This is a genomic window from Roseateles noduli, assembly GCF_050626985.1.
GTDB lineage: Bacteria > Pseudomonadota > Gammaproteobacteria > Burkholderiales > Burkholderiaceae_C > Roseateles > Roseateles noduli_A.
This window is the reverse complement of the sequence record NZ_CP192463.1, coordinates 705,464-731,661: the sequence shown is the minus strand read 5'-3', so window position 1 is coordinate 731,661 and position 26,198 is coordinate 705,464. Positions and strand designations below refer to the sequence as shown.

The window sequence follows — 26,198 nt, the reverse complement described above, 5'->3', positions numbered from 1 at the left end:
GCCGGTTCGCGCCGGTTCGCGCCGGCCTGCGTCGGTTCGCGCCGCATCGAATCGCACGGTTCCAGGGGTTGTCGTGCATTGGCTTGCACACGACCCATTCGCCTCGGACGGCAACGTCCGGGGCGTTTTTTACGACAGGCGCTCCAACTCCCTCAGCACCTCGCCCCGCAGGTCCGCCACCGCCGCGCTTCCGCGCCCGCGCGGATGCACCAGCGGCACGTCGATGCGCCGCACGATGCGGCCCGGCGCGGCACCGAGCACCAGCACGCGGTCGGCCAGCAGCACCGCTTCCTCCACGTCGTGCGTGACCAGGATCAGGCTGGTGCCATGTCTTGCGGCGACCTCGCGCACGAGGTCCTGCAGCCGCATCCGCGTGAAGGCGTCCAGCGCGGAGAACGGTTCGTCGAGCAGCAGCACGCGCGGCCGCGTGTAGAGCGCCCGCGCGATCGCCGCGCGCTGCGCCTGTCCGCCGGAGAGCTGGCGCGGCAGCGCCTCGCCGAGCTCGCCCAGGCCGACCTCGCGCAGCAGCGTGTTCACCCACGCTTCATCGTGGCCCTGGCCCTGGCCCAGGTCGAAGCCGACGTTCTCGGCCACCGTCAGCCACGGGAAAAGCCGCGGCTCCTGGAACACGACGCCGATGTCGCGGTCCGGTCCGCGACGCGCGCGACCGTCGAGGCGCACGTCCCCGTCGAAGTCCGGATCCAGCCCGGCGGCGATGCGCAGCAGCGTGCTCTTGCCGCAGCCGCTCGCGCCGACCAGGCCGAGGACCTCACCCGCGTTCAGGTCGAAGTGGACGTCCTGCAAGACGGGCGGCGGACCGCCCCCCTCGCGGCGATGGCCGCCATCGCGGCCTTCACGTCCATCACGTCCCTCACGCGCCTCACGGCCTTCGCCGCCATCGCGGCCTTTGTCGTTCCCGTTGGGGGCGAAGCGTTTGGCGCGCACGGACACGGTCAACAGGCTCATGCATGGCCTCCGAAGCTGTCGCGCCAGTGCAGCGCGCGTTGTTCCACCGCGGCCATCAGGCTGTCGGTCAGTTTGCCCAGCAGCGCCAGCAGCACGATCGCCGCCATCACCAGGTCCGCGCGGCCGGTCTCGCGGCCGTCGGTCAGCAGGTAGCCCAGGCCGCGGCTCGCGGCGATCAGTTCCGCGGCCACCATGAACATCCACGCCAGGCTCAGTCCGTTGCGCAGGCCGGTGAGCAACGCCGGCAGCGCGGCGGGCAGCAGCACGCGGCGCGCGAGCGCCACGCGGCCGAGCCCGCGCAGGCGCGCGACCTCCACCAGCTTGCGGTCCACGTCGCGAAAGCCCGAGGACACGCCCATGTAGACGGGGAAGAAGGCCCCGATCGCGATCAGCGCGATCTTGGACGCCTCGTCGATGCCCAGCCAGAGCAGCAGCAGCGGCACCCACGCGAGCGACGGGATCGCGCGCAGCGCCTGGAAGCTCGGCGTCAGCACGGCCGCGGCCAAGCCCGAGAGACCGACCAGCGCGCCGAACAGCACCGCCAGCACCGCGCCGAGCGCAAAGCCCCCCGCCACGCGCAAGGTGCTCGCGAGGACGTGTTGCGTCAGTTGGCCGTCGCGCAGCATCTGCGCCAGCGCCGCGGCCACATCGCTCGGCGCCGGCAGCAGGTTGGGCGCGATCCAGCCGGACCGCACCGCCGCCTCCGCAAGGGCGAGGACTGCCACCGGCGGCAGCGCACCGAGGAGCCACGTCGGCCATCGCCACGGGGCCCGCGTGTGCGTCTGCGTCTGCGTCTGCGTCTGCGTCTGCGTCTGCGTCTGCGTCTGCGTGTGCGTGTGCGTGTGCATGTGCGTCTGCGTGGGCTTGTGCGTGTGCGTCTGCGTTGATCGCGATCGAGCCGTTGCCTGCTCCGGCAAGACCGGCCCGAGCGACGAGACGGCGCGCGCGATGAGGTCGGGGTCTGCGCTCATCGCTCAGCATTCACGCTTTGATCAGGCCGTTGGCGAAGCGCGTGTCGACCAGCTCCGCGATCGTGCGGTTCAGGTCCACGCCCGGCTTCACCAGTTGCTCCGCGCTCAGGATCGGCGCCGCCGCCTGCAGCGCCTTCACATGCTCGTCCGACGGCTGCGGATGCGAGAAGTCGCTGCGCAACTTCACCTGCAGCAGGGCCACCGGCAGGCTGACCTTGGCCTCCTCGGACAGGATCTTCGCGGCGTCCGACGGGTTGGCCAGCGTCCAGGCGCGTGCGCGCTCGTAGGCCGCGATCACGCGCTTGACCGTCTGCGGGTGGCGGTTCAGGACCTCCTCCCGCACGTTGAGGAAGCCGTAGGTGTTGAAGCCGACGTTGCGGTACAGCAGCTTCGATCCGGCATCGAGCTCGCTCGCCGCCATCAGCGGGTCGAGACCGGCCCACGCGTCGACGCGCCCCTGCTCCAACGCCGCGCGCCCGTCGGCGTGCTGGAGCGCGACATGCTCGATGTCGCCGCGCTTCAGGCCCACCGTGTGCAGCGCGCGCAGCAGGAAGAGGTAGGGATCGGTGCCCTTGGTCGCCGCGATCTTCTTGCCCTTGAGGTCGGCGAGCGAGCGGATGCCGGAGTCCGGACGCACCACCAGCGCCGTCCATTCCGGCCGCGAGAAGATGTAGGGCGCGCGGATCGGATTGCCGTTGGCGCGCGCCAGCAGCGCGGCCAGGCCGGCCGTGGAGCCGATGTCGATGCTGCCCGCGTTGAGGTACTCCAGCGCGCGGTTGCTGCCGGCGCTCAGCACCCAGCGCACCGACGTGCCGTCCTTGGCCAGGTCTTCCTCCAGCCAGCCGAAGCGGCGCAGCACCAGACTGGTCGGCGAGTAGTAGGCGTAGTCGAGCCGCAGCTCCTTCGGCGCCGCGGCGCCCTGCGCCCGGGCGGTGCCGGCGACCAGGCCGCCGGCCAGTCCCGTCGCCAGGCCGGCGCCAAGCACCAAGGCGTCTCGGCGCGTCGGCAGGGTGTTCTTCTTCGTATCCATCTTGCGGGTCATGCGACGGGCTCCGTCAGGGGTATGTCCAGGGAAGTGAGCGGGGGATCCCGACCGTCGGCGGTCGTGGTGGTCGTGGTCGTGGTGGTCGTGGTGGTCGCGGATGCCGCGGCGATCGCGGCGACGTCGGCGGCGGTGTCGACAGTCGGCTCGCCGAGGCGGACACGACGCCCGGCGTGCGTCGGCTTGAGGCCGTCACCCGCGCCGAACAGCCGTGCGCGCAAGGTCCTCGGTGCGCTGGCGACGTCGGCGCCCTCGCCTGCTTCCGGTCGATAGCGGCCACGACGGCGAAGCTCCGGCACCACGAGATCGACCACGTCGCGGAAGGTCTCGTGCGCCAGCGCATAGGCCAGGTTGAAACCGTCCAGGCCCGCGGCGTCCTGCCACGCGATCAACTGATCGGCGATCTCAGACGGATCGCCGACGAAGACCGGTCCTCGCCCGCCGAGGCCGATGAACGCGGCCGCCTCGTCCACCGTCCAGCGACGCGTCGGATCCGCGCTGCTGAACGAGGCCAGCGCCGTGCGCCCCGCCTGCGTGTCGAGGTAGTCGATCGTGGCGTCCAGCGGATAGCGGCTGAAGTCGACGCCGGTCCATCCCGACAGCAAGGCCAGTGCGGCCTCGATGTCGACGTGGGACTTCAAGTCCTCGTGCTTGGCGTGAGCCTCGGCACTCGTTGGCGCGGTGACGATCAGCGCCTGACCGTAGATCAGCACGTCGTCGCGCGCCCGGCCCGACTCGGCGACCGCGTCGCGCAGGCCGTTCACATAGCCCTTCACCACGGACGTGCTGGGACCGCTCACGAAGACGCACTCCGCATGCCGGCCGGCGAAGGCGCGGCCGCGGCTCGACGTGCCGGCCTGGAACAGCACCGGCGTGCGCTGCGGCGACGGCTCGCAGAGATGGACGCCGGGCACGCGGTAGTGCTCGCCGCGATGGTGGATGGGGTGGACCTTCGTCGGGTCCGTGAAGACACGCCCCGCCTTGTCGCGCTGGACCGCACCGTCCTCCCAGCTCAGCTCCCACAGCTTGTAGACGACGTCGAGGTACTCGTCCGCCAGGTCGTAGCGCTCGTCGTGCGTGCGTTGCCCGGTGTGGCCGAGGTTGCGCGCCGCGCTGTCGAGGTAGCCGGTGACGATGTTCCAGCCGATGCGGCCCCGCGTTAGGTGATCGAGCGTCGACATGCGCCGTGCGAAGCTGTACGGCGGCTCATAGGTCAGCGCCACCGTCACGCCGAAGCCGAGGTGCTTCGTCACCGATGCCATCAGCGGCACCAGCGCCAGCGGATCGTTGAGCGGCACCTGCACCGCATGGCGCAAGGCCGCGTCGGGTGAGCCGCCGTGCACGTCGTAGACGCCCAGCACGTCGGCCAGGAACACGCTGTCGAAGCCGCCGCGTTCCAGCAGCCGCGCCAGCTCGACCCAGTAGTCCGGGTCGGTGTAGCGATGCGACTCGTCGCGCGGATGCGTCCACAGCCCCGGCGACTGGTGCCCCACCGTGTTCATCGCGAAAGCGTTGAAACGGATCGGCTTCAACCCGCTGGCGCTCATTGCAGGAACGCCGGCCGCGCGTAGCCGGGGAACTTCTGCACCAGCACCGCCTTGAACTCCGGCGCGCGGAAGGCATCGGCCAGCGCCTTCGTCCACGGCTGCTGCTTGTCCTTGCCCTTCACCGCCAACACCAGCATGTAGTGGTCGGGCGTCTTCTCCAGGAGCAGCGCGTCGGTGAGCTTCAGGCCGCTGGAGATCGCGAAGTTGCCGTTGACGATCGCGTACTCCGCGTCGTCGAGCGTGCGCGGGATCTGCGCCGCCTCGATCGGCTGCAGCTTCAGGTTCAGCGGATTGCTGGCGATGTCCTTCTCCGTCACGCGGATCGGATCGGCGCCGGGCTTGAGCGTCAGCAGCTTCTGGTCGGCCAGCAGCGCCAGGCCGTGCGCCAGGTTGGCCGGGTCGTTGGCCAGCGTGATGCGGTCACCGGACTTCACGTCGGCCAGGCTCTTGCGCTTCTTCGAGTAGATCCCGAACGGCGCCATCGGCCCCTGCACCACCTCCACGATGTCCAGCCCGCGGTCCTCGCGGAAGCGGTTGAGGTAGGTGATGTGCTGGAAGAAGTTGGCGTCCAGCGCGCCCTGCGCCAGCGCGATGTTGGGTTGCACGTAGTCGTTGAACTCGACCAGCTTGACCGTGTAGCCGCGCTTCTCCAGCAGCGGCTTGATGCCCTGGCGCAGCACCTCGATGTTGGAGCCGGCGGTCGCGCCGATGATGATCTCCTTCTTGTCCTGCGCGTGGACGGCAGGCGAGGAAAGCGCGGCGGCGGTCAGCGCGAGGGCCAGCAGGGTGCGGCGGGCGAGGGTCATCGGGAAGTCCTTGGAGGTCCGAAAAGAAGGGAGGGCGACAGAAGAGGAAACGAGAAACGGAAAAGAACAGCGGGAAGGAACAGCGGGAAGGAGCAGCGCGAGCGACGAGCGGGAACGATGAGCGGGAACGAACGCGCTCAGCGCTCAGCGCTCAGCGCTCAGCGCTCATCGCTTGTCGAGCCGCCGCGCCACGCGCTGGCCGGTGAACTGGATCAGCTGCACGAGCACGACGAGGATCGCGACCGTCAGCACCATGACGTCGGTCTGGAAGCGGTAGTAGCCGTAGCGGATCGCGAGGTCGCCGATGCCGCCTCCGCCGACGACCCCGGCCACCGCCGAGTACGACAGGAAGCTGATCGCCAGCACCGTCAGCGCGCCCACCAGGCCGGCGCGCGCCTCGCGCACCAGCACGCGCAGGACGATCTGCGTCTCGGAGGCGCCCATCGCGTGCGCGGCCTCGATGACGCCGCGCGGCACCTCGCGCAGGCATTGCTCGACGAGGCGCGCGAAGTACGGGATCGCCGCGAAGGACAGCGGCACCGCGGCGGCCAGCGGACCGATCGAGGTGCCCGCGATCACGCGCGTGATCGGCACCAGCGCGACCAGCAGGATGATGAAGGGGAAGCTGCGCACGGTGTTCACCACCGCGTTGATCAGGCGATGCAGCAGGCCCGCGCCGCGATGCCCTGACAGCGACTGGCCCGGGCTCAGCAGGAACAGCAGCACGCCCAGCGGACCGCCGAACAGCACGGCCGCGCCCAGACCGATGGCGAGCATCAGGCCCGTCTGGCCGAGCGCGGTCCAGATCTCGGGCAGCAGCCCGATGAGGTTCTCAAGCATGGCGGACCTCCCGGCGTCCGATCGACGCGATCACCTCGGAGGTCGCCAGCGCCGAGGCGTCCAGCGCGGCGAGGTTCGCCGCCTGCCGCTGCAGCCGCGCGAGCTCCAGCCCCAGCGGCGAGGTCGCCGCGCGCGTCGCGTCGACGACGTCGAACTGCTCGACCAGCCGGCCTTCCGCGATGACCGCCGCGCGTCGGCACAGCGCCTGCACGACCTCGAGTTCATGCGTGACGATCACGATCGTGACGCCCAGCCGCTCGTTGATGTCGGCCAGCGTGGCGAGCAGCTCGCGCGTGGTCTCGGCATCGAGCGCGGAGGTCGGTTCGTCGCACAGCAGCACGTCGGGTTGCGGCGCCAGCGCGCGCGCGATCGCGACGCGCTGCTTCTGCCCGCCGCTCAGCTGCGACGGGTACTGGTCGGCCTTGTCGGTCAGCCCGACCAGCGCCAGGCACTCGGCAACGCGATCGGCAACGCGATCGGAGATCTCGCGGCGCGAGCGGCCGGCGTGCAGCCGCAGCGGGAAGGCGACGTTCTCCGCCGCGGTCGCGTTCTGCAGCAGGTTGAACTGCTGGAAGATCATCCCGAGCCGCTGCCGCTCGCGGCGCAACTCGGCCGGCTTCAGCGCGGTCATCTCGCGGCCGGCGACATGCACCCGGCCCGCGTCGGGCCGCTCCAGCAGGTTGATCAGCCGCAGCAGCGTGGACTTGCCCGCGCCGCTCTTGCCGATCAGGCCGAGGATCTCGCCGGGACGCACGGACAGGCTCACGTCGCGCACGGCCTCGAAACGCCGCCCGTCCGGCAGCGCGAAGGACTTCGACACGCCGTCGAGGCGGATCAGCGGGTCGCCCTTCTTGTCGCCCTTTTTGTCGCCCTTCGAATCGAACTCCGAATCGAACTTCGGAGCGCTCTGCTGAACGCTCTTCTGCCCACTCTCGGGATCGAACGTCGGGGCGCTCGGGTCGTGCTTCTGGTCGCTCATCGGGACCTCCTCGATCAGGAATACGCCGTCGGATCGGGGATCCGGCCGTCGAGGAAGAAGCGGCCCAGGTCGCGCAGCTTGTAGTCGACCGGGTCGTGCAGCGTGTGCACCCGCGCGTTGCGCCAGAACCGGTCCAGGCCGAACTCGGCCGACGTGCTGCGCGCGCCGGTCAGCTCGAACAGCTGGCTGCCGACCTCGACGCCGGCGCGGTGCGCGAGCACCTTGGCCTCGGCGCCGGCCACCGCGACCTCGCCGCGTTCCTGCGCGGTCAGGGCCTCGCCGCGATCGAGCGCGCGCCGCAGGCGGTCGACGGCCTCGGCCGACACGGCCTGCGCCGCCCTCACCTTCAGCCACAGGTCGCCGTAGCGGTGCTGCACCAGCGGATCGTCGACCGCGCGGGACACGCCCGACGCCGACCAGGCCCGGCCGCGCGTCGCCGTGTAGCGGCGCGCCTCGTCGAAGGCGCCCTCGCCGATGCCCAGGTACAGGTGGGTCATGATCAGCTGAGCGATCTGCGAGCGCAGCGTCGCCCGCGGGGTCGGGCTCTGGCCCGGCACCTGCAGCAGCTCGTCGTCGTCCAGCCGCACGGCGTCGAAGCGCACCGTGCCGCTGTCCGTCTGGCGCTGGCCGAAGGCGTCCCAGTCCTGCTCGACGCGCACGCCCTCGCGCCGCGTCGGCACGACGCCGATCAGGAAGCCGCCCTCGCCCGTCGTCGCCGAGACCGTCAACCGGTCCGAGCCCAGCGCGCCGGAGCAGAAGCTCTTCACCCCGTCCAGGCGCCATCCGGCCCCGTCGCGCACCGCCGTCAGCCGCGTGTCGGCGGGATTGAGCGCATTGCCCCAGAACAGGCGCTGCTCGGCGGTCTCGCGCAGATGGCGCGCGCCATGCGCCGTCGCGGCCGGCCCGCCATACAGCGACACGCCGTAGAGCTGCAGGTGGTGGAAGGCCAGCACATGGGCCAGCGCGCTGTCGACGCGGGCGATCCGCCGCACGGCGTCGAAGAATTCGGAGATGCCGCCGCCCAGGCCGCCATGGGCCTCGGGAATCGTCAGCGCGAGCAGGCCGCTGGCGCGGATCAGCTCGCGCTGCTCGGCGGCGTGACCGCCCTCGCGGTCGCGCTGCACGGCCGTCGCGGCCAGCTGTTCCACGACGCGGTCAAGTCCTGACCCCAGGAGTTGGGCCAGCGGGGATGCGGCAGACGTGGCGGAGGAAGTCGGGGAGGCGTCGTCGAGACGCCGCAGCACGGGAGCAGTCATTGGCGGGGAGGCACTCGGGGGCGGCAATGCGCGATGACGCCGAGTGTTCCTGTCCGACCGCGCGGACCGAAGCGAGAAATTCGTCTGTGCTTATGCGGTGGCGATTCAGCTCGACCAGGTCGATTCGTTCTTCGCCGCCTGCGCGTTGCTCTGGATGCCGACGTCCTGCGAGAGCATCGCGCGCATCGCCTGCGCGCATTGTTCGACGTGTCGCTTGTCGGGATGCCACGGTCCCGCCGCATTGCCGTTGCTCTGCAGGTTGGCGCTCCTGGTGTAGACGACGCGCCAAAGCGTCTGTTTGAGGTCGCTGGCTTGCATGGCGGGGAGTATTCCGAATCGACCGGGCCTTGCGCGAGACGGCATCGCCGTCACCGCCTGTCAGGCGCTGCCCTACATCGGGGCACGCGACACCGAATCTACGCCCCGGGCTTGCCCCAGTCCAGTGCGGGGGCCGGGCTGTTAATCTTCCATTCATGAACTTGCTGCTCGCCGAAGACGACGCGATCCTGGCCGACGCCCTGTGCGAACAGATGCGCGCCAGCGGCTTCACCGTGGAGCACGCGCCCAACGGAGCGGTCGCGCAGTACCTGCTCGCCAAGCAGCAGTTCGACGTGGTGGTGCTGGACCTGGGCCTGCCGATGGTGGGCGGCATCGAGGTGCTCAGACAGCTGCGCCAGACCGACGCGTCGCTGCCGGTGCTGATCCTGACCGCGCTGGACAGCCTGGAGGACCGCGTCGCCGGCCTGAACGCCGGCGCCGACGACTACCTGACCAAGCCCTTCGACTTCCCCGAGCTGGAGGCCCGTCTCCGCGCCCTGCTGCGTCGCAGCCGCGCGCTGAAGGCGAGCACCGAGCTGGGCCAGCTCAGCATGCAGCGCGAGACCCGCAGCGCGCAGGTGCGCGGCGAGATGCTGGAGCTCAGCCCGCGCGAGTTCGACCTGCTCGACCTGCTGCTCACGCACCAGGGCCGCGTGATCACGAAGGAGCAGATCAACCAGGCCTGGTCGGGCGACCGCAACGGGACCGCCGCCGGCGCCGCCAGCCCCGTGGACAGCGGCGCGGCGACCAACGCCGTCGAGGTCTACATCCACCGCCTGCGCCGCAAGCTCGAAGGCTCGCAGGTGGCCATCCGCACCGTGCGCGGCCTGGGCTATCTGCTGGAGCTGGAACGCGCCTGAGGCGCGCGCCCTGCCGATGGCTCCCTCCCGCTTCTCGCTCAAGCGCCAGCTCCTGCTGTGGCTGCTGCTGCCGCAGGTCGTGCTGTGGCTCGCGGGCGCGGTGTTCAGCTACCGCCTCGCGGGCCGCTACGCCAACGAGGCCGTCGACGCCACGCTGCTGCAGGCCACGCGCTCGCTCGCGCGCCAGGTCAAGCCGATGGGCAACGGGCTGCTGATCGACTTCCCGCGCGCGGCGCAGGACGTGCTCGAGGCCGACCCCAGCGACAAGCTGCTCTACACGGTCAGTTCGCCGCCGGGCAAGTTCATCCTCGGCAACCGCAACCTGCCCAGCCCGCCCGCGATGCCCGCCAGCGCGCCGCTGGGCCAGGCGCAGTTCTACGACGGGGAGATCGACGCGCCGGAGGCGGGCACCGCCTCGCCGGTGCGCGTCGCCGCGCTCTACCTGCAGTTCGGCGAGAACCCCAGGGCCCAGCAGACGATGCTGGTGCAGGTGGCCCGCTCCAGCGCCAACCGCGAGCTGCTCGCGCGCCGGCTGCTGATCGACACGATGCTGCCGCTGTCCATCCTCATCGTGCTGATGAGCATGATCGTGTGGGCCGGCGTCGGCGCCGGGCTCGCCCCGATCGCCCGGCTGCGCGGCCTGGTCGAGGGCCGCAAGCCCAACGACCTGCGCCCCATCGAGCTCGACGCCGCGCCGCAGGAACTGCGCTCGCTCGCGCAGGCGATCAACGACCTGCTGGAGGCCGTGCGCCACAACGTCCAGGGCCAGCGCCGCTTCATCAGCGACGCCGCCCACCAGTTGCGCACGCCGCTGGCGGGGCTCAAGAGCCAGAGCGAACTCGCACTGGCCGAAGCGCCCCCCGGACCGCTGACGATGCGCCTCGCCCGCGTGCACGAGAGCGCCACGCGCAGCGCCCACCTCGTGAATCAGCTGCTGGCGCTGGCGCGCACCGAGCCGGAGTCGCTGACGCGGCAGACGCCGGTGCGCTTCGACCTGGGCCGGCTGGCCCGGGAGGTCACCGCCGAACTGGTGCCGCGCGCGCTCCAGCAGAACGTGGACCTGGGCTACGACGGTCCGGACAGCGATCCGGACTGCGCCTCCGCCTCGCAGCTCGAGGAGCCACTCACCGTCCCCGGCCTCTCCCGCGAGGAGCAAGCACGGGAAGATGGGCAGGAACCGGGGCAGGAGGACCGCCCCGTCGAGGTCACCGGCATCCCGCTGCTGCTGCGCGAGGCGCTGGTCAACCTCGTCGACAACGCGCTGCGTTACGCCGGCCGCGGCGCCCGGGTCACCGTGCAGGTGCACGGCGGCGCCGACCGCGCGGAGCTGGTCGTCACCGACAATGGCCCCGGCATCCCCGAGGACCTGCGGGAGCAGGTCTTCGAGCGCTTCTTCCGCGCCACCCACGAGGGCAACGGCTGCGGACTCGGCCTGGCGATCGTCAAGGAGATCGTCGAGCGCCACGGCGGCCGCATCGTCCTGTCGACGGCCCGGCCGCGCGGCCTGCGCGTCTCGATGAGCCTGCCGCTCGCCGCCTGAGCCCCCGGCCGCCCGCCCCTGGCGTGGGCACGACCTGGCCCCGGCCGGTCATCGCATGTCCGTCCTCGCAGGACTTGCCACCGCCATCGCTTCCCCGGACCTGCGCGCTCGGCGGCGTTCCGCGCGCACCAAGACTGCCCCGATCACACGCCAGGCGCCCGACATTGCTGCCATACGCCCGAACTCCCCGCCTTTCATGCACCACAACGCTAGTGGTAAGCACCAATATAGATTCATTAATGAATTATTAAAGTTCAGCCCGCATGCAAGAAAGATAAACGTCCGATTAACGGCGGCACGCCCGGAGCACCGTTGCTCGGAGACAACCGGAGACTGAACATGACACGCACCTCGCGCTTGCGCACCACCACGTTGTCGACGCTCTCGACAGCCGCCGGCCTGCTGATGGCCGCCGGTTCCGCCCATGCCCTGGACTACACCGGCTACTTCCGCGCCGGCCCCGGCGGCACCACCGACGGCGGCGCCAGCCGCGCCTGCTACGCCCTGAACGGCGGCACCAGCGGCATGAAGTACCGCCTCGGCAACGAGTGCGACATCTACGGCGAGTTCCAGCTCGCCCAGGGCTTCAAGAAGGACGGCATCGACTACAAGGTCGTGCTGATGACGGACTACTTCAATCCGCATTCGGACGCGGACGACGCCAAGCACCTGCGCCTGGCGCAGATGTATGCCGAGGCCAAGGGCTTCGACTTCGCGCCGGAAGCCACCGTCTGGGCCGGCAAGGAACGCGGCCGCCGCGGCGACGTCCACATCGTCGACACCTACTTCACCGAGATGGCCGGCATCGGCGCCGGCTTCAAGGGCCTGAACGTCGGCCCGGGCAAGCTCGGCGTCGCGTACTACACCAACGACAAGGACAACAACCAGCGTCCGGCCCACCGCGGCAACGTCGAGTACGTGGACATCAACTCCAACACCGACGGCACGCTGGCCTTCTTCGGCACCGCCACCAAGTCGCAGTTCGCCGGCGGCACCAACGGCTGGGGCCTGACCGCCAAGCATGTCCAGGCCAAGCTGTTCGGCTCGGCCTTCAACAACGTGCTGTGGGTGCAGTACGCGCAGGGCTCCACCGGCCTGAACTCCAACTTCGGCAACCAGACCGACACGTCCGCGGCCAAGAAGTTCCGCGTCGTCGAATCGGTGAACTTCCAGCAAGGCGCCTGGGGCGGCATGGGCATGCTGCTGTGGGCCAACGAAAAGGACAACGCCGGCAAGGCCACGGTGTCCACGTCGGTCGGCGGTCGCCTGTCCTACGGCGTCACCCGCAACTTCAAGCTGCTCACCGAAGCCGGCGTCTCGCAGTACAAGCCCGACGGCGGCCAGCGCGCGCGCCTGACCAAGGTGACCTTCGCCCCCACGCTGTCCACCGGCCCGGCGCTGATGGACCGACCCGAGTTCCGCCTCTACGTCACCCACGCCAAGTGGAACAAGGCGGCCGGCAACGTGACCGGCGTGGCCGGCTACGACGGCGAGACCTCGGGCACCAGCTTCGGTGCGCAAGTCGAAGTCTGGTTCTGAGGCCCGGTTCCGATCGGACGACGACTGAGGGGCGCGACGCGCCCCGCCTCATCCGACATCCCATGACAACATCGCACCCACTCACCGTCCGGCGCGAGCCGGATGCGATGCCCGGAAGGTGATGCCGGACGCGACACGAAACGCGATGCGAACCGTGATTCGAAACCCAATTCCAGACGACATGGAGACCCCCCGATGATGAAGCTCAAGCAACTGTCCCAGGCCGCCGCGCTGTGCGCGCTGATGGCCGCCGGCGCGGCCCAGGCCGGCGAGGTCGAGGTCCTGCACTGGTGGACCAGCGGCGGCGAGGCCAAGGCCGCCACCGCGCTGAAGGCCACCCTGCAGAAGCAGGGCCACACGTGGAAGGACTTCGCGGTGGCCGGCGGCGGCGGCGATTCCGCCATGACGGTGCTGAAGTCCCGCGTGGTGTCGGGCAACGCCCCGGCCGCGGCGCAGATCAAGGGCCCGTCGCTGCAGGAATGGGCGGCCGAAGGCGTGCTGACCAACGTCGACGCCGTCGCCAAGGCCGGCAAGTGGGACGAGGTGATCCCGCCGGCGGTGGCCAGCATCATGAAGTACCAGGGCCACTACATCGCCGCGCCGGTCAACGTGCACCGCGTGAACTGGCTGTGGGTCAACCCCGAGGCGCTGAAGAAGGCGGGCGCCAAGCTGCCCACGACCTGGGACGAGTTCTTCGTCACCGCCGAGGCGCTGAAGAAGGCCGGCATCATCCCCGTCGCGCACGGCGGCCAGAACTGGCAGGACTTCACCACCTTCGAATCGGTGGCGCTGGGCGTCGGCGGCGTGGACTTCTACAAGAAGGCGCTGGTGCAGCTGGACCCGGCCACGCTGACCGGTCCGCAGATGGAGAAGGTGCTGACGACCTTCAAGCGCATCAAGGACTACACCGACAAGAACGCGTCGGGCCGCGACTGGAACCTGGCCACCGCGATGGTGATCAAGGGCGAGGCCGGCATGCAGCTGATGGGCGACTGGGCCAAGGGCGAATGGGTCGCCGCGGGCAAGGCGCCGGGCAAGGACGTGCTGTGCGTCGCCGCCCCGGGCACGCAGAAGGCCTTCACCTTCAACATCGACTCCTTCGCGCTGTTCAAGCTGAAGAACGCCGCCAATGAGAAGGCCCAGCAGGACCTGGCCACCGCGATCATGTCGCCGGAGTTCCAGGAGCTGTTCAACCTGAACAAGGGATCGATCCCGGTGCGCACCGGGATGAAGATGGACAAGTTCGACGACTGCGCCAAGCAGTCCGCGACGGACTTCGCCGCCGATGCCAAGTCGGGCACCCTGGTGCCGTCGATCGCGCACGGCATGGCGGTTCCCGCCGCGGCCGAAGGCGCGATGAAGGACGTCGTGAGCCAGTTCTGGAACAGCGACAGGATGACGGCCAAGGACGCGCAGACCAAACTGGCGGCCGCCGCGAAGACGAAGTAAACCTCCAGCATACGCTGGCCCCGAGGGGGCGGACCGATCGGACCGCCCCCGCTCCGTTTCTCCCGACGCGCCGTCCGCGGCGCGTCCTCAGGTCCGCTCCTCCGCATGTCCGCTTCCCGAGCCCCCCGCAGTCCCTGGCTTCCCAAGCTGGTGGTCGCGCCGACCTTCCTCGTCTCCTTCCTCTTCATCTACGGCCTGATGGCGTGGAACGGCTACCTGTCGCTGTCCGCGTCGCGGCTGCTGCCGAACTACACCTACGTCGGCCTGGACCAGTACCGCGCGCTGTTCGACAACGAGCGCTGGTGGCTGGCCCTGACCAACCTCGGCATCTTCGGCGCGCTGTTCATCGGCGGCGCGATGGCCGTGGGCCTGCTGCTGGCCATCCTGCTGGACCAGAAGATCCGCGGCGAAGGCGTGCTGCGCACGGTGTACCTGTACCCGATGGCGCTGTCCTTCATCGTGACCGGCACGGCGTGGAAGTGGATCCTCAACCCCGGGCTGGGCATCGAGCACCTGATGCAGCAATGGGGTTTCGAGAACTTCAGCTTCGGCTGGCTGGTCGACCCGGACATGGCGATCTACTGCGTCGTCATCGCCGGCGTGTGGCAGTCCGCGGGCTTCGTGATGGCGCTGTTCCTGGCGGGACTGCGCGGCATCGACGACTCCATCATCAAGGCCGCGCAGGTCGACGGCGCGTCCCTGCCGCGCATCTACTGGCGCATCATCATCCCGACGCTGCGGCCGGTGTTCTTCTCGACGCTGATGGTCGTGGCGCACATCGCCATCAAGAGCTTCGACCTCGTGATGGCGCTGACCGCGGGCGGCCCCGGCTATGCCACCGACCTGCCGGCGACCTTCATGTACACGATGGCGTTCTCGCGCGGCCAGATCGGCCTGGGCGCGGCCAGCGCCACGGTGATGCTGGCCACGATCGCCGCCATCGTCGTTCCCTACCTCTATTCCGAGCTCCGCTCGAAGCAGTAACCGCGAGCGCCGCGACATGAGTGCCCTCACCTCCCCTTCCCGTCCCTCTTCCGGTCCTCCCTCCTCGGGGGGATCCCGCAGCCTGACCGTGCAGCACCTGCTGCTGTGGGCCGTGCTGCTGGTCTTCGCCTTCTTCTTCCTGCTGCCGCTGTACGTGATGGTCAGCACCTCGCTCAAGAGCATGGACGAGGTGCGCAACGGCACCCTGCTGTCCGTGCCGATGGCGCCGTCGCTGGCCGCCTGGTCCAAGGCCTGGACCAGCGCCTGCACCGGCACCGACTGCGGCGGGCTGAAGCCCTTCTTCATGAACTCGGTGCTGATGGTCGTGCCGGCGGTGCTGATCTCCACCGCGCTGGGCGCGATCAACGGCTACGTGCTGACCAAGTGGCGCTTCCGCGGCAGCGAGCTGCTGTTCGGGCTGCTGCTGTTCGGCGTGTTCATGCCGATGCAGGTCGTGCTGCTGCCGATGAGCCAGGTGCTGGGCACGCTGGGCATCGCCAGTTCGGTGTGGGGCCTGATCCTGGTCCACATCCTGGCGGGCATGCCGTCCACGACGCTGTTCTTCCGCAACTACTACGCCGGCCTGCCCGACGAGCTGATCAAGGCGGCGACGCTGGACGGCGCCTCGTTCTTCCAGATCTTCTGGCGCATCGTGGTGCCGCTGTCCACGCCGATCCTGGTGGTGACGCTGATCTGGCAGTTCACCTCGATCTGGAACGACTTCCTGTACGGGGTGGTGTTCTCCGGGGCCGACAGCAAGCCGATCACGGTCGGGCTGAACAACCTGGCCAACACGTCCAGTTCGGTCAAGGAATACAACGTGGACATGGCTGCGGCGCTGATCGCCGCGCTGCCGACGCTCGTGGTCTACGTGGTCGCGGGCAAGTATTTCGTGCGTGGGCTGACCGCCGGCGCCGTCAAGGGTTAAGAGGAGTCAAGCATGGGCGCGCTCGCCATTTCTCAAGTCCGCAAGAGCTACGGATCGGCCGACATCCTCAAGGGCATCGACCTGTCGATCGATGCCGGAGAGTTCCTGATCCTGGTCGGCCCGTCGGGCTGCGGCAAGTCGACGCTGCTGGCGATGATCGCCGGCCTGGAGCACCCGACCTCGGGCGCGATCCACATCGGCGACCGGGACGTCACGTACCTGCCGAGCAAGGACCGCGACATCGCGATGGTGTTCCAGAGCTACGCGCTGTATCCGAACATGAACGTCGCGCAGAACATCGCCTTCGGGCTGGAGATGCGCAAGGTGCCGAAGGCGCAGCGCGAGACCACGGTGCAGCGCGTCGCGAAGATGCTGCAGATCGACCACCTGCTGGACCGCAAGCCGGGCCAACTGTCGGGCGGCCAGCGGCAGCGCGTGGCGATGGGGCGCGCGCTGGCGCGCGATCCGAAGCTGTTCCTGTTCGACGAGCCGCTGTCCAACCTGGACGCGAAGCTGCGCATCGAGATGCGCGCCGAGATCAAGCTGCTGCATCAGCGCACCAAGACCACGACGGTCTACGTCACCCACGACCAGGTCGAGGCGATGACGCTGGGCGACCGCATCGCGGTGATGCGCGACGGGCTGGTGCAGCAGTTCGGCACGCCGGAGGAGATCTACACGCGGCCGGCCAACCGCTTCGTGGCCGAGTTCATCGGCTCGCCGACGATGAACTTCGTGCAAGCCGAGCGCAACGGGGGCGGCGCGCTCGCCGCGCAAGGCGTGACCCTGCCGGTGAACGCGGCGCAGCAGGCGTCGATCGACGCGGCCGGCGGCGTGCTCTACGGCGTGCGTCCGGAACACATCCGGCTGGCCGAGACGACCGACGCGGGCGCGGGCGGCATGCCGGGCGTGCTGAAGATGAGCGAGCCGACCGGTCCCGAGACCTACCTGCTGGTGGACACGCCGTCGGGCCCGATGACGGCGCGCGTCTCGGGCAACCCCCACCTCAATGTCGGTGACGCGGTTCGCCTGCAATGGGCGGCGGAGTCGGCCCACCTGTTCGACGCGAAGGACGAGCGCCGCCTGGCCTGAGGCCGTCGGTGGGACCGGCAGGTCTCATCCGCAGCCAGAGGGTCTGCGCCGCGAGCACCGCGGCCAGCACCAGCGCGATCCAGGCGGAACCGTCGGAGCCGCTCATCGGCGAGGCGGTCTGCTTCACGTACACGCCCACCAGGCCCCACACCGCCGCGCCGGCATAACCGAGCGCGGCGGGGCCGGTGCCCGGCGCGTGCAGACGCGCGTTGGCGACCAGCAGCAGCAACGCGGCCAGGGCCCACAGCACCAGCGTCCAGGGCAACTGGTCCTGCGTCGGCAGCATCTGCGCGGCGACGACCGTCTGCGCGGTGTCCAGGAACGCGGCCAGCGACAGCCAGCCCGCGTGCAGCGCCAGCGGGAACACGGCGAGCCAGGACTGCGCGCCGCGCGGCATCGCCCGCGCCACCAGCATCAGCGCCCACAGCAGGCTCGCCAGCGCGGCCCAGATGACGGCAAGCGCCAGGCCGAACCATTGCTGCGAAAACACGATCATCCAGCTCGCCGTCAGCGTGAAACCGATGATGACCAGCCAGTGGCAGCGATGCGAGTCGCGATGCCCTTCCCTGTCCGGGACCGGCTGGCCGCGCAGCAGCCAGGCGGCAAAGACGAGATCGAGCAGGAAGATCACCCCCCAGATCGAGAACGCGTAGCCGTCGGCGACAAGCAGTGTCGGAAAGCGGTCGGAGATCGCGCCGTTGTCGGGCCCGAACACGCCGCGCTGGGACGCCCAGGCCACCAGGGGCATGGACAGCGCGCTGAGGATGACGAGGATCTGGAGCATGCCCCATCATGGGCAAGGCACATGCCTCCGGCAAGCGGGGCGTTTGTACGGGCAGGCCTTTGGAGGCTGAGCGCTTTGTGTGCGACAGCCTTCGGGGGGCCCGGCGCGGGCTCTCCACGACTCAGGGGGCGTCCCTCCGGGAACCCCCAGAGTCATTCCGGCCCCACAAGCACTCGTTGACTCCGCTCCTGCGATTGGCGCGGCGCTCGGCCAAGGGCTGTGAATGCATACAGCTATGATCATGCTCATGTGCTCCGATGCCCTCGCCGATACGCAGATCGACGTCTTCGCCGACCTCAACCCCGAGCAGCGCTCCGCGGTTGAGCACGGATTGGGCGAAGCCTCTTCGGACGGGCACGGGCCGCTGCTGGTGATCGCCGGCGCGGGCTCCGGGAAGACGAAGACGCTGGCGTCGCGCGTGGCGCGCCTGATCCAATCCGGCGCGGATCCGCAACGGCTGCTGCTGTTGACCTTCTCGCGCCGCGCCGCCGGCGAGATGGAACGCCGCGCGGGACGCGTGCTGCATCGCGCGCTCGGCCTGCGCGCGACGCAGGCGCCGCCGCGTTTCCCGTGGGCAGGCACCTTCCACAGCGTCGGCGCACGGCTGCTGCGCGAGTACGCGCATCGCATCGGCCTCGCGCCCAACTTCACCATCCTCGACCGCGCGGATGCCGAGGACCTGATGGGCCTGCAGCGTCAGGCGCTCGGCCTGGCCGAGACCACCGACCGCTTTCCGCTGAAGGCGACCTGCCTGAACATCTACTCGCGCGTCGTCAACAGCGAGGCGCGGCTGGACCAGGTGCTGCAGGAGCACTTCCCCTGGTGCTTCGCAGTCCATGACGAGCTCAAGCGCCTGTTCAAGGCCTACGTCGAGGAGAAGCAGCACCAGCAGCTGCTCGACTACGACGACCTGCTGCTCTACTGGTCGGAGCTGATGAGCGACGACACGCTGGCCGCGGAGCTCGGCGAGCGCTTCCAGCACGTGCTGGTCGACGAGTACCAGGACACCAACCGGCTGCAGGCCACGATCCTCAAGCGCCTCAAGCCGCGCGGCGACCGGCTGACGGTGGTCGGGGACGACGCGCAGGCGATCTACTCGTTCCGCGCGGCGGAGGTGCGCAACATCCTGGAGTTCCCGGCGCAGTTCGACCCGCCCGCGCGCGTGGTCGCGCTGGAGCGCAACTACCGCTCGACGCAGACCATCCTGGATGCCTCCAACGCCGTCATCGCGATGGCGCGCGAGCGCCACGAGAAGCGCCTGTGGACCGACAAGACCTCGAGCGAGCTGCCGCACCTGGTCACCGTCGACGACGAGGCGCGGCAGGCGCAATGGGTCGCCGACAAGGTGCTGGAACGCCGCGAGCAAGGGCTGAAGCTGACGAAGCAGGCGGTGCTGTTCCGGACCTCGAGCCACGCGGCGCCGCTGGAGCTGGAGCTGACGCGGCGCAACATCCCGTTCGTCAAGTTCGGTGGCTTGAAATTCCTCGAGAGCACGCATGTGAAGGACGTGCTGAGCGTGCTGCGCTGGGCGGAGAACCCGCGCGGTCGGCTGGCGGGTTTCCGCGTGGCGCAGTTGCTGCCGGGCTTCGGTCCCGCGAGCGCGAGACGGCTGCTCGATGCGATGGCCCCCGCGGCCGATCCGGCGCAGGCGCTGCGCGATTTCGAGCCGCCACGCGCCGCGGCGTCCTCCTGGGCGGCCTTGCGCGACCTGATGCTGGCGTTGATCGCCGACTCCAGCTGGCCGATGGATCTGGAGGAGGCGGTGCAGTGGTACGCGCCGCATCTGGAGCGGCTCTACGACGATGCGCCGGTGCGTCTGTCCGACCTGGAGCAGATCACGCGCATCGCGCAGGGCTACGGGTCGCGGGAGCGGTTCCTGACCGAGCTGACGCTGGACCCGCCCGACGCGAGCAGCGACGAGTCGGGCGTGCCGCTGAAGGACGAGGACTACCTGATCCTGTCGACGATCCACTCCGCCAAGGGCCAGGAGTGGAATGCGGTGTACCTGCTGAACTGCGTGGACGGCTGCATGCCGTCGGACCTGAGCACGGGCGCGCAGGCGCAGATCGAGGAGGAGCGGCGGCTGCTCTACGTCGCGATGACGCGGGCGAAGGACCACCTCGCGGTGATGGTGCCGCAGCGCTTCTACGTGACGCAGCAGACGCGCAACGGCGATCGGCACCTCTACGCGAGCGTGTCGCGTTTCCTGCCGGGCAAGGTGGTGCGCCATTTCGAGAAGGTCGGCCCCGCCAACCAGGCGCAGGTGCCGCTGCCCGAGCTCGTGAAGCCGGCGATGGACGTCGCCGCGAAGCTGCGCAAGGCCTGGGACTGAGCTCCCCCATCGGGGTGGACTGAATCCCCCGTCGCGATCGATTCAATCCCTCATTGGTGCGCACTCTTCGCGATCGTCGCGGAGCTGCAACTGGATGAATCGCGACGCGCTGGAGCGCTCATAGCATGAAGGCATGCAGTCTTCCGCCCTCGCCACCGCGGCTGCCGCACTCCTCGCGGCCTGCCCGCCCAGCCTGATCCCGCAGTGGATCCAGGACCTCAACACGCTCGTCGGTCTGATCGGCTTCGCGATCACGGTCGCGGTGGGGTGGCAAGTCAGGAACGTCAGGCAGTCGTTTCGGTCTCGAGCCCGTCTTCCTGCCATCACCAAGGACTTGGAGATCAAGGTCCTTGGTCTGACCGCACTACTCGACAGTCCGAAACCTCCATGGATCGTGTTGCGAGCGGCCCTTTCTTCAACTTCTGCGACCTTGGAAATTGCGTTGCCCTTCGCGCCGTCGCGCGCGCGCACCCCCGTTAGGAGGGCCATCCGCTACGCGGCCGAAGCAGTGGCTGATCTTGACGGGGAGAAGGCGGGAGCGTCCAAGGCATCGGCGCGTGCTCGAGATGAGCTGCACCGTGCCCTGCTGCATCTCAACGAGGCATCCGTCAGTCTTCATTTGGAGTAATCACCATGCCCATCAACGAAAAGAATCTTTCTCTGGTTCTCGCTCTCTATCGCCTGACGCTACTCCGCGAGATCGAATGGCACATGGTCCGGCCGACCACCGACCCGAACGGGGACGCCCGTGGTGTGCTTCGCTACGAGACGACACACGAAGGCTTTCATTTCGCCGTGTATCAGTTGGATCACGGCAGCCGCCACCGGTCGATGAACACCGATCTCTGGACATCGCGACATGTCCTTGCCGTGCTGGATGACCAAGGCCTGGAGATTTGGCATGAGTCCGGTTCTTTGACAAGCGTTGATGACCTGTTTCGCCTCGTCCAGCGCCGACTCACCTGCATCGATCAGGTGTTCGCAAAGATCGTTGCCCCCATCGAGGAAGAACGGGCAAAGCTTTCGGCGCAGTACGAGGAAGAGGAACGCGGCGTGCGGGGATTGGTCCTCAGGCTCAAGCGGTCATTGAGGTCCCGATTCGCCTGGGCACGGTGGGCCGCCGCACGCGCCCAATGACGGCAGCGCGCGCGTAACGCACGTTACGGCGAGCCCGGATGCCGGTCCGCCGCGAAGAACTTAAACTTCGCGGCGGTCAACCCCTGACCCCCGCCTCCCTCCGGACCCAGCCGCCAGCCCACCCGACCGCCGTGACGATCCGCGACACCGTTCTCCGCACCCTCGCCCATACCAACTGGAAGCTGGCGCTGCCGGCGCTGATCCTCACCTGCGGTTGCCTGATCGTGCAGGCCGCCAGCGACGACCCCGAGGTCGTCGTCCCGACGACGACCCCCACCACCGCCGCGATCAGCCCGTCCGGCGTCGTGACGCCCGCGCCGGCCGCCCCGGCCAGTGCCGCCTCGCCGGCACCGACGGCCTCCTCGCCCCTGATCGCCAAGTCGCCCGGCAAGGTCGTCGCCCCGACGCCGTCCGACGAGCCGCTGATGAAGCTGCCCGTCAACGCCCGCCACATGCTGGTCGTCGACGACACCGGCCGCGTGCTGATGGCCAAGGAGCCCGACGCCGTCGTGCCCATCGCCTCGCTGACCAAGCTGATGACCGCGATGGTCGTGCTGGACGCGAAGCAGGACATGAACGAGGAAATCAAGATCGACGACGCCGACGTCGACCGCCTCAAGCACAGCAAGTCGCGCGTGCGCGTCGGCGCCACGATGACCCGCGAAGCGGCGCTGGAGCTGGCGCTGATCTCGTCCGAGAACCGCGCCGCGTCGGCGCTGGCCCGCCACTTCCCCGGCGGCCTGCCGGCCTACGAGGCAGCCGTCGCCGCCAAGATCCGCGCGCTGGGCCTGTCGCACACGACACTGGCCGACCCGACGGGCCTGTCGCCCAACAACACCTCGACGGCCGCCGAGGTCGCGCGCATCGCCGCCGCCGCGTCGCGCTACCCGGTGATCGCGCGCATCAGCAGCGACAAGTCCAGCGAGGTCGAGGTCAACGGCCGCCCGCGCGAGCTGCGCAACACCAACCACCTGGTCGGTGCCAAGGGCTGGGACATCCGCCTGTCCAAGACCGGCTACACCGAGGAAGCCGGTCGCTGTCTGGCGATGCGCATGAAGAGCGGCGGCCAGACCATCACGGTCATCCTGCTCGATGCCGACGGCTCCGCGCAGCGCCTGCGCGACGCGGCCGCGATCCGCAAGTCGCTGGCGAAGATCGCGGCGGCCTGACCCCCTCATTACGCCTGGAATCCCCCTCGCGGGGGACGCGAGCAGGTTCTTTGAGGCTGGTCAAACAACCATCAGATTCGGCATTGGCGCCACGCCTTTGGTGTCCGATCACTCCTAGCATCTGCGGCTCCTCTCACCGCATGTCTGGAGTAGACGCATGCACCCTCACTCCCCGCAAATCACCAACGTCACGCCGATCCCGAACGCTCAGCCCGACCTCCATCACGTGATGTATCGGCTCGACCTGCTCTCCGCCGAGACTCACAAGCTCCGCCAGGAAATGCAGGAAGGCTTCACCTCGATTCGGAAAGATCAGGAAGTCTTCAGGAAGGAGCTCAACGACCAACGCCAGGACTTCACAAAGGAGATCAACACGGTGCGTCTCGAGATGAACGCCCAACGCCTCGAGTTCAAGGCTGAACTCAATGCTTGTCGGCACGAGTTCAAGCAGGAACTGCATGACATGCACGAGAAGTCCAGGAAAGAATTCGCTGCCACGCTCGATCGCGCGAGGATCAACGTGAAGGAAATGCTCGACTCGGTGATCGCCACCGTCGACGATCGCATCAAGATGAGCGGACAAGCATCGGACCTCCGCCTCCTCAAATGGTGCGCCCGCGCCGCCATCAGTTCGTCCGCCGCCGCGGGCAGCCTCGCGTACGCCGTGTCGAAGCTCATGCCGTGATCGGCATCCCCGGGAGGCGCCCCACCTCGCGACCACCTCGCGCCTCCCTCCGTCACCCGCAGTAGGCCCCGTCCTACCCGCCCCATGAGCCACCGGAGCTACTGTCGAACCATCCTCGGCAGACTCGGTCCAGCCCTCATGGTTTCTCCCTCCTCCCCCGCGACGGACCTGCCGCCGTCCGCCTCTTCGGGCCCGCGCTCGTCGTCGTCGACCAGCCCGCCCGCGCCTCCGGTCGCGCCCAGGAAGAAGCACAAGCGCCGCCGCCCGCCGCGCCTGTCCGCCGCCGCCTGGCGGCAGTTCATGCAGATCGCCAAACCCTACTGGCTCGGCGACCAGCGCAAGGCCGCCTGGGGCCTGCTGCTGTTGATGATCGTGCTGATGCTCTGCGAGACCCAGCTCGCCGTCATGCTCAACAACAAGACCGGGGAGATGACCTCCGCGCTCGCCGAACGCAACCACGCGCGCTTCTGGCTCGCCGTGCGCGACAGCCTCATCGTGCTGGGCTTCGCGGTGCCGGTGTACGCCTTCTACTACTACATGCGCGACGCCTTCTCCAACCATTGGCGGCGCTGGCTCACCGGCAAGTTCCTCGACGGCTACCTCGACTCACGCAAGTACTACGAGATCGGTGCCGGTACCACGGGTGGGGCGGGCGACATCGACAACCCCGACCAGCGCATCTCCGAGGACATCAACACCTTCACCGGCCGCTCCACCCACTTCATGCTGCTGATGCTGGGCTCCGCGATGCAGCTGGTGGCCTTCTGCGCCGTGCTGTGGTCGCTGTCCAAGCTGCTCGTCGCCTTCCTCGTCGTCTATGCGACGGTGGGCACCTTCCTCGCGCTCTACGTCTTCGGCTCGCCGCTGATCCAGCTCAACTTCTGGCAGTTGCGCCGCGAGGCCGACTTCCGCTTCGGACTCATGCGCCTGCGCGAGAACGCCGAATCCATCGCGTTCTACCGCGGCGAGCCGCAGGAGCGCGCCCACATCGAGAGCCGCTTCGAGTCCGTCTACCAGAACTACTGGAAGCTGATCCGCAAGCAGCGCGCGCTCAACCTCTTCCAGCGCGGCTTCAGCCAGCTGACGCTGGTCGTGCCCGCCGTGATCCTGGCCGAGCGCGTACTGTCCGGCGATCTGGAAGTCGGCGCGGCCGTGCAGGCCGCTGGCGCCTTCGCCGCGGTGCTGACCGCCGTCTCGCTGATCGTCGACAACTTCGAGAGCCTCAGCCGCTTCGTCGCGGGCATCGACCGGCTGCATGCGCTCTCCGAGGTCATGCACAAGCGCAAGCCCCGCGACGAACGCGCCCGCGAGAAGATCGAGACGAAACACGCCGACCAGCTCGCGTTGCGCGACCTGACGCTCTACACGCCGCAGTTCGACCGGCTGCTGATCGAGAAGCTCGACGTCGCGCTCAAGCCCGGCGAAAGCCTGCTGATCACCGGCGTCAGCGGCTGCGGCAAGAGCTCGCTGCTGCGCGCGATCGCGGGCCTGTGGCGCAGCGGCGAAGGCACGATCGAACATCCGCCGCTGGAAGAGGTCTTCTTCCTGCCGCAGCGCCCCTACCTGCAGCCCGGCACGCTGCGCAGCCAGATGATCTATCCGGACACGACGACCGAACTCGACGACGACGCGCTGCGCGCCATCCTCGACGAGGTCTGCCTGCCCGAGCTCGCCGACCGCGTCGGCGGCCTGGACGCCTCGCAGGACTGGGAGAAGCTGCTGTCCATGGGCGAGCAGCAGCGGCTGGCCTTCGCGCGGGTGCTGGTGCGCACGCCGAAGATGGTCATCCTCGACGAGGCCACCAGCGCGCTGGACAGCTGCAACGAGCGCCGTCTCTACGAGCGCCTGTGCCGCGACGGCGTCACGCTGGTGAGCATCGCGCACCGCCACGCGGTGCTGCAGCATCACACGCATGTGCTGCGCCTCACCGGCGGCGGCGCGTGGCAGCTGCATGCCGCCGAAGGCTACGACTTCGACGCGGTCGAGGCGGAGGCGGAGGCCGCGAGGGAAGCCGCGTTGGAGAGCGCGCTCGAAGCCAAGCTGGCCGGTGGCGCGGACACCGGCCTCGTCGCGAAGGCCAGCGGGAAGGGCGACAAGGGCGACAAAGGCGACAAAGGCGACAAGGTCGAGAAGGTCGAGCAGGAATCGCCATGAGCACGACCACCGCCGCCCTCGCGGCCTCCATCAAGGCATCCACCGCAGGCACCACTGCGGCGTCCACCGCGGCCGCTTCCTGGACCGACGAGGTCATCGAGACCGTGCGGTCCGAGTTCTCCGACGTGCCCGACGTCGCGCAGATCACGCGCATCGCCGTGCGCCTGCTGCTGGCGGCGCTGCTGGGCGGGATCCTCGGCTACGAACGCGAGCACCACGGCAAGGCGGCGGGCATCCGCACGCACATGCTGGTGTCGCTCGGGGCGGCGCTCTTCGTGCTGGTGCCGCAGCAAGGCGGCATGGCGCTGGCCGACATGAGTCGCGTGCTGCAGGGCGTCATCGCCGGCATCGGCTTCCTCGGCGCGGGGGCCATCCTCAAGCTGAAGGACGAGGAACAGGTCCACGGCCTGACCACCGCCGCCAGCATCTGGATGACGGCCGCCATCGGCATCGCCTGCGGGCTGGGCCGCGAGGCGACGGCCGTCTTCAGCATGCTGCTGGCCCTGCTGATCCTGGCGGTGCTGCCGCTGTTCACGCGGCCGCATCCCCGGACGGACGAGGACTTGACGGACCAGGGCCTGACGGACGCGCCCCGGAAGGACGAGCCCCGGAACGAGGACGGCCGGACGGCGGATGAGCGGACGGCGGATGAGCGGAAGGCGGACGCCCTTCGCTGATTCGCTTCTCGCACCATGCGCCCCTGCTGACGACCCGCGAACCCGGCTGCTGTCGGAGCGACTGAGCTCGGTGCGATCTTCAAGCTGTGGCGCGACAAGCGGATCAGCGCCGGAGACGCTCGCTCCCTGATGCTCGGTCTCGA

General features: G+C 69.1%; 24 protein-coding genes. 14 read left to right on the top strand and 10 right to left on the bottom strand.

Going from position 1 to position 26,198, the window contains the following annotated elements; translation table 11 throughout:
• Window positions 1-129 precede the first annotated feature (129 nt).
• The 9 genes from ACQ4L4_RS03250 to ACQ4L4_RS03210 form a co-directional block, all read right to left on the bottom strand.
• Window positions 130-966 carry an ABC transporter ATP-binding protein gene (locus ACQ4L4_RS03250; RefSeq protein ID WP_431102753.1) on the bottom strand — a complete coding sequence of 279 codons (837 nt, stop codon included), beginning with the start codon at window positions 964-966 and terminating at the stop codon, window positions 130-132.
• Window positions 963-1,814 (bottom strand): ABC transporter permease, encoded by an 852-nt coding sequence (locus ACQ4L4_RS03245; protein WP_431104861.1) that lies wholly within the window; start codon window positions 1,812-1,814, stop codon window positions 963-965. Before ACQ4L4_RS03245 ends, ACQ4L4_RS03250 begins: the two co-directional genes overlap by 4 nt.
• Window positions 1,815-1,947: 133 nt before the next feature.
• Window positions 1,948-2,979 (bottom strand): aliphatic sulfonate ABC transporter substrate-binding protein, encoded by a 1,032-nt coding sequence (locus ACQ4L4_RS03240; RefSeq protein ID WP_431102752.1) that lies wholly within the window; start codon window positions 2,977-2,979, stop codon window positions 1,948-1,950.
• Entirely contained in the window at window positions 2,976-4,526 is a 1,551-nt protein-coding gene (locus ACQ4L4_RS03235; RefSeq protein ID WP_431102751.1) for an LLM class flavin-dependent oxidoreductase, read from the bottom strand. Before ACQ4L4_RS03235 ends, ACQ4L4_RS03240 begins: the two co-directional genes overlap by 4 nt.
• The gene (locus ACQ4L4_RS03230) at window positions 4,523-5,332 is read right to left on the bottom strand and encodes a MetQ/NlpA family ABC transporter substrate-binding protein (protein ID WP_431102750.1); all 810 of its coding nucleotides are present in this window, start codon (window positions 5,330-5,332) and stop codon (window positions 4,523-4,525) included. The genes ACQ4L4_RS03235 and ACQ4L4_RS03230 overlap by 4 nt, the downstream gene beginning before the upstream one ends.
• A gap of 165 nt (window positions 5,333-5,497) precedes the next feature.
• Window positions 5,498-6,172 (bottom strand): methionine ABC transporter permease, encoded by a 675-nt coding sequence (locus ACQ4L4_RS03225; RefSeq protein WP_377155778.1) that lies wholly within the window; start codon window positions 6,170-6,172, stop codon window positions 5,498-5,500.
• Complete coding sequence (locus tag ACQ4L4_RS03220) at window positions 6,165-7,151, bottom strand: methionine ABC transporter ATP-binding protein (protein ID WP_431102749.1); 987 nt, start codon at window positions 7,149-7,151, stop codon at window positions 6,165-6,167. The genes ACQ4L4_RS03225 and ACQ4L4_RS03220 overlap by 8 nt, the downstream gene beginning before the upstream one ends.
• 14 nt (window positions 7,152-7,165) lie before the next feature.
• On the bottom strand, window positions 7,166-8,407 hold the full coding sequence (locus ACQ4L4_RS03215) for an acyl-CoA dehydrogenase family protein (RefSeq protein ID WP_431102747.1): 1,242 nt from the start codon (window positions 8,405-8,407) through the stop codon (window positions 7,166-7,168).
• Window positions 8,408-8,512: 105 nt separating this feature from the next.
• Entirely contained in the window at window positions 8,513-8,725 is a 213-nt protein-coding gene (locus ACQ4L4_RS03210; RefSeq protein ID WP_431102746.1) for a hypothetical protein, read from the bottom strand.
• Between the two features lie 155 nt (window positions 8,726-8,880).
• Between ACQ4L4_RS03210 and ACQ4L4_RS03205 the strand changes: the two genes are divergently transcribed.
• The 7 genes from ACQ4L4_RS03205 to ACQ4L4_RS03175 all read left to right on the top strand — a co-directional run bounded on the left by ACQ4L4_RS03205 (window position 8,881) and on the right by ACQ4L4_RS03175 (window position 17,117).
• Complete coding sequence (locus tag ACQ4L4_RS03205; protein ID WP_377155787.1) at window positions 8,881-9,585, top strand: response regulator transcription factor; 705 nt, start codon at window positions 8,881-8,883, stop codon at window positions 9,583-9,585.
• Between the two features lie 16 nt (window positions 9,586-9,601).
• Window positions 9,602-11,125, top strand: a complete 1,524-nt coding sequence (locus ACQ4L4_RS03200) for a sensor histidine kinase (RefSeq protein WP_431102745.1) — start codon at window positions 9,602-9,604, stop codon at window positions 11,123-11,125.
• Window positions 11,126-11,464: 339 nt separating this feature from the next.
• Window positions 11,465-12,664, top strand: a complete 1,200-nt coding sequence (locus ACQ4L4_RS03195; protein WP_431102744.1) for a maltoporin — start codon at window positions 11,465-11,467, stop codon at window positions 12,662-12,664.
• Between the two features lie 195 nt (window positions 12,665-12,859).
• Window positions 12,860-14,113, top strand: coding sequence for an ABC transporter substrate-binding protein (locus ACQ4L4_RS03190; protein ID WP_431102743.1), 1,254 nt, complete (start codon window positions 12,860-12,862; stop codon window positions 14,111-14,113).
• Window positions 14,114-14,218: 105 nt separating this feature from the next.
• Window positions 14,219-15,097, top strand: coding sequence for a carbohydrate ABC transporter permease (locus ACQ4L4_RS03185; protein WP_431102741.1), 879 nt, complete (start codon window positions 14,219-14,221; stop codon window positions 15,095-15,097).
• Between the two features lie 16 nt (window positions 15,098-15,113).
• Window positions 15,114-16,025 (top strand): carbohydrate ABC transporter permease, encoded by a 912-nt coding sequence (locus tag ACQ4L4_RS03180; RefSeq protein WP_431102740.1) that lies wholly within the window; start codon window positions 15,114-15,116, stop codon window positions 16,023-16,025.
• 12 nt (window positions 16,026-16,037) lie between these two features.
• Window positions 16,038-17,117 (top strand): ABC transporter ATP-binding protein, encoded by a 1,080-nt coding sequence (locus ACQ4L4_RS03175; RefSeq protein WP_431102739.1) that lies wholly within the window; start codon window positions 16,038-16,040, stop codon window positions 17,115-17,117.
• Here the strand turns inward: ACQ4L4_RS03175 and ACQ4L4_RS03170 are convergent.
• The gene (locus tag ACQ4L4_RS03170) at window positions 17,032-17,901 is read right to left on the bottom strand and encodes a hypothetical protein (protein WP_431102738.1); all 870 of its coding nucleotides are present in this window, start codon (window positions 17,899-17,901) and stop codon (window positions 17,032-17,034) included. The genes ACQ4L4_RS03175 and ACQ4L4_RS03170 overlap by 86 nt on opposite strands.
• 241 nt (window positions 17,902-18,142) lie before the next feature.
• On the opposite strand from ACQ4L4_RS03170, the gene ACQ4L4_RS03165 reads away from it, so the two are divergent.
• The 7 genes from ACQ4L4_RS03165 to ACQ4L4_RS03135 all read left to right on the top strand — a co-directional run bounded on the left by ACQ4L4_RS03165 (window position 18,143) and on the right by ACQ4L4_RS03135 (window position 26,055).
• The gene (locus tag ACQ4L4_RS03165) at window positions 18,143-20,233 is read left to right on the top strand and encodes an ATP-dependent helicase (protein ID WP_431104860.1); all 2,091 of its coding nucleotides are present in this window, start codon (window positions 18,143-18,145) and stop codon (window positions 20,231-20,233) included.
• A 133-nt stretch (window positions 20,234-20,366) separates the two neighbouring features.
• A complete protein-coding gene (locus ACQ4L4_RS03160; protein ID WP_431102737.1) occupies window positions 20,367-20,861 on the top strand; it encodes a hypothetical protein in 495 nt (164 codons plus the stop codon).
• A 5-nt stretch (window positions 20,862-20,866) separates the two neighbouring features.
• On the top strand, window positions 20,867-21,370 hold the full coding sequence (locus ACQ4L4_RS03155) for a hypothetical protein (RefSeq protein WP_431102736.1): 504 nt from the start codon (window positions 20,867-20,869) through the stop codon (window positions 21,368-21,370).
• A 131-nt stretch (window positions 21,371-21,501) separates the two neighbouring features.
• Complete coding sequence (locus ACQ4L4_RS03150) at window positions 21,502-22,539, top strand: serine hydrolase (RefSeq protein WP_431102735.1); 1,038 nt, start codon at window positions 21,502-21,504, stop codon at window positions 22,537-22,539.
• Between the two features lie 157 nt (window positions 22,540-22,696).
• Window positions 22,697-23,224, top strand: coding sequence for a hypothetical protein (locus ACQ4L4_RS03145; RefSeq protein WP_431102734.1), 528 nt, complete (start codon window positions 22,697-22,699; stop codon window positions 23,222-23,224).
• A 300-nt stretch (window positions 23,225-23,524) separates the two neighbouring features.
• Entirely contained in the window at window positions 23,525-25,378 is a 1,854-nt protein-coding gene (locus tag ACQ4L4_RS03140; RefSeq protein ID WP_431104859.1) for an ABC transporter ATP-binding protein/permease, read from the top strand.
• A gap of 29 nt (window positions 25,379-25,407) precedes the next feature.
• Entirely contained in the window at window positions 25,408-26,055 is a 648-nt protein-coding gene (locus ACQ4L4_RS03135; protein WP_431104858.1) for an MgtC/SapB family protein, read from the top strand.
• The last annotated feature ends 143 nt before the right edge of the window (window positions 26,056-26,198 follow it).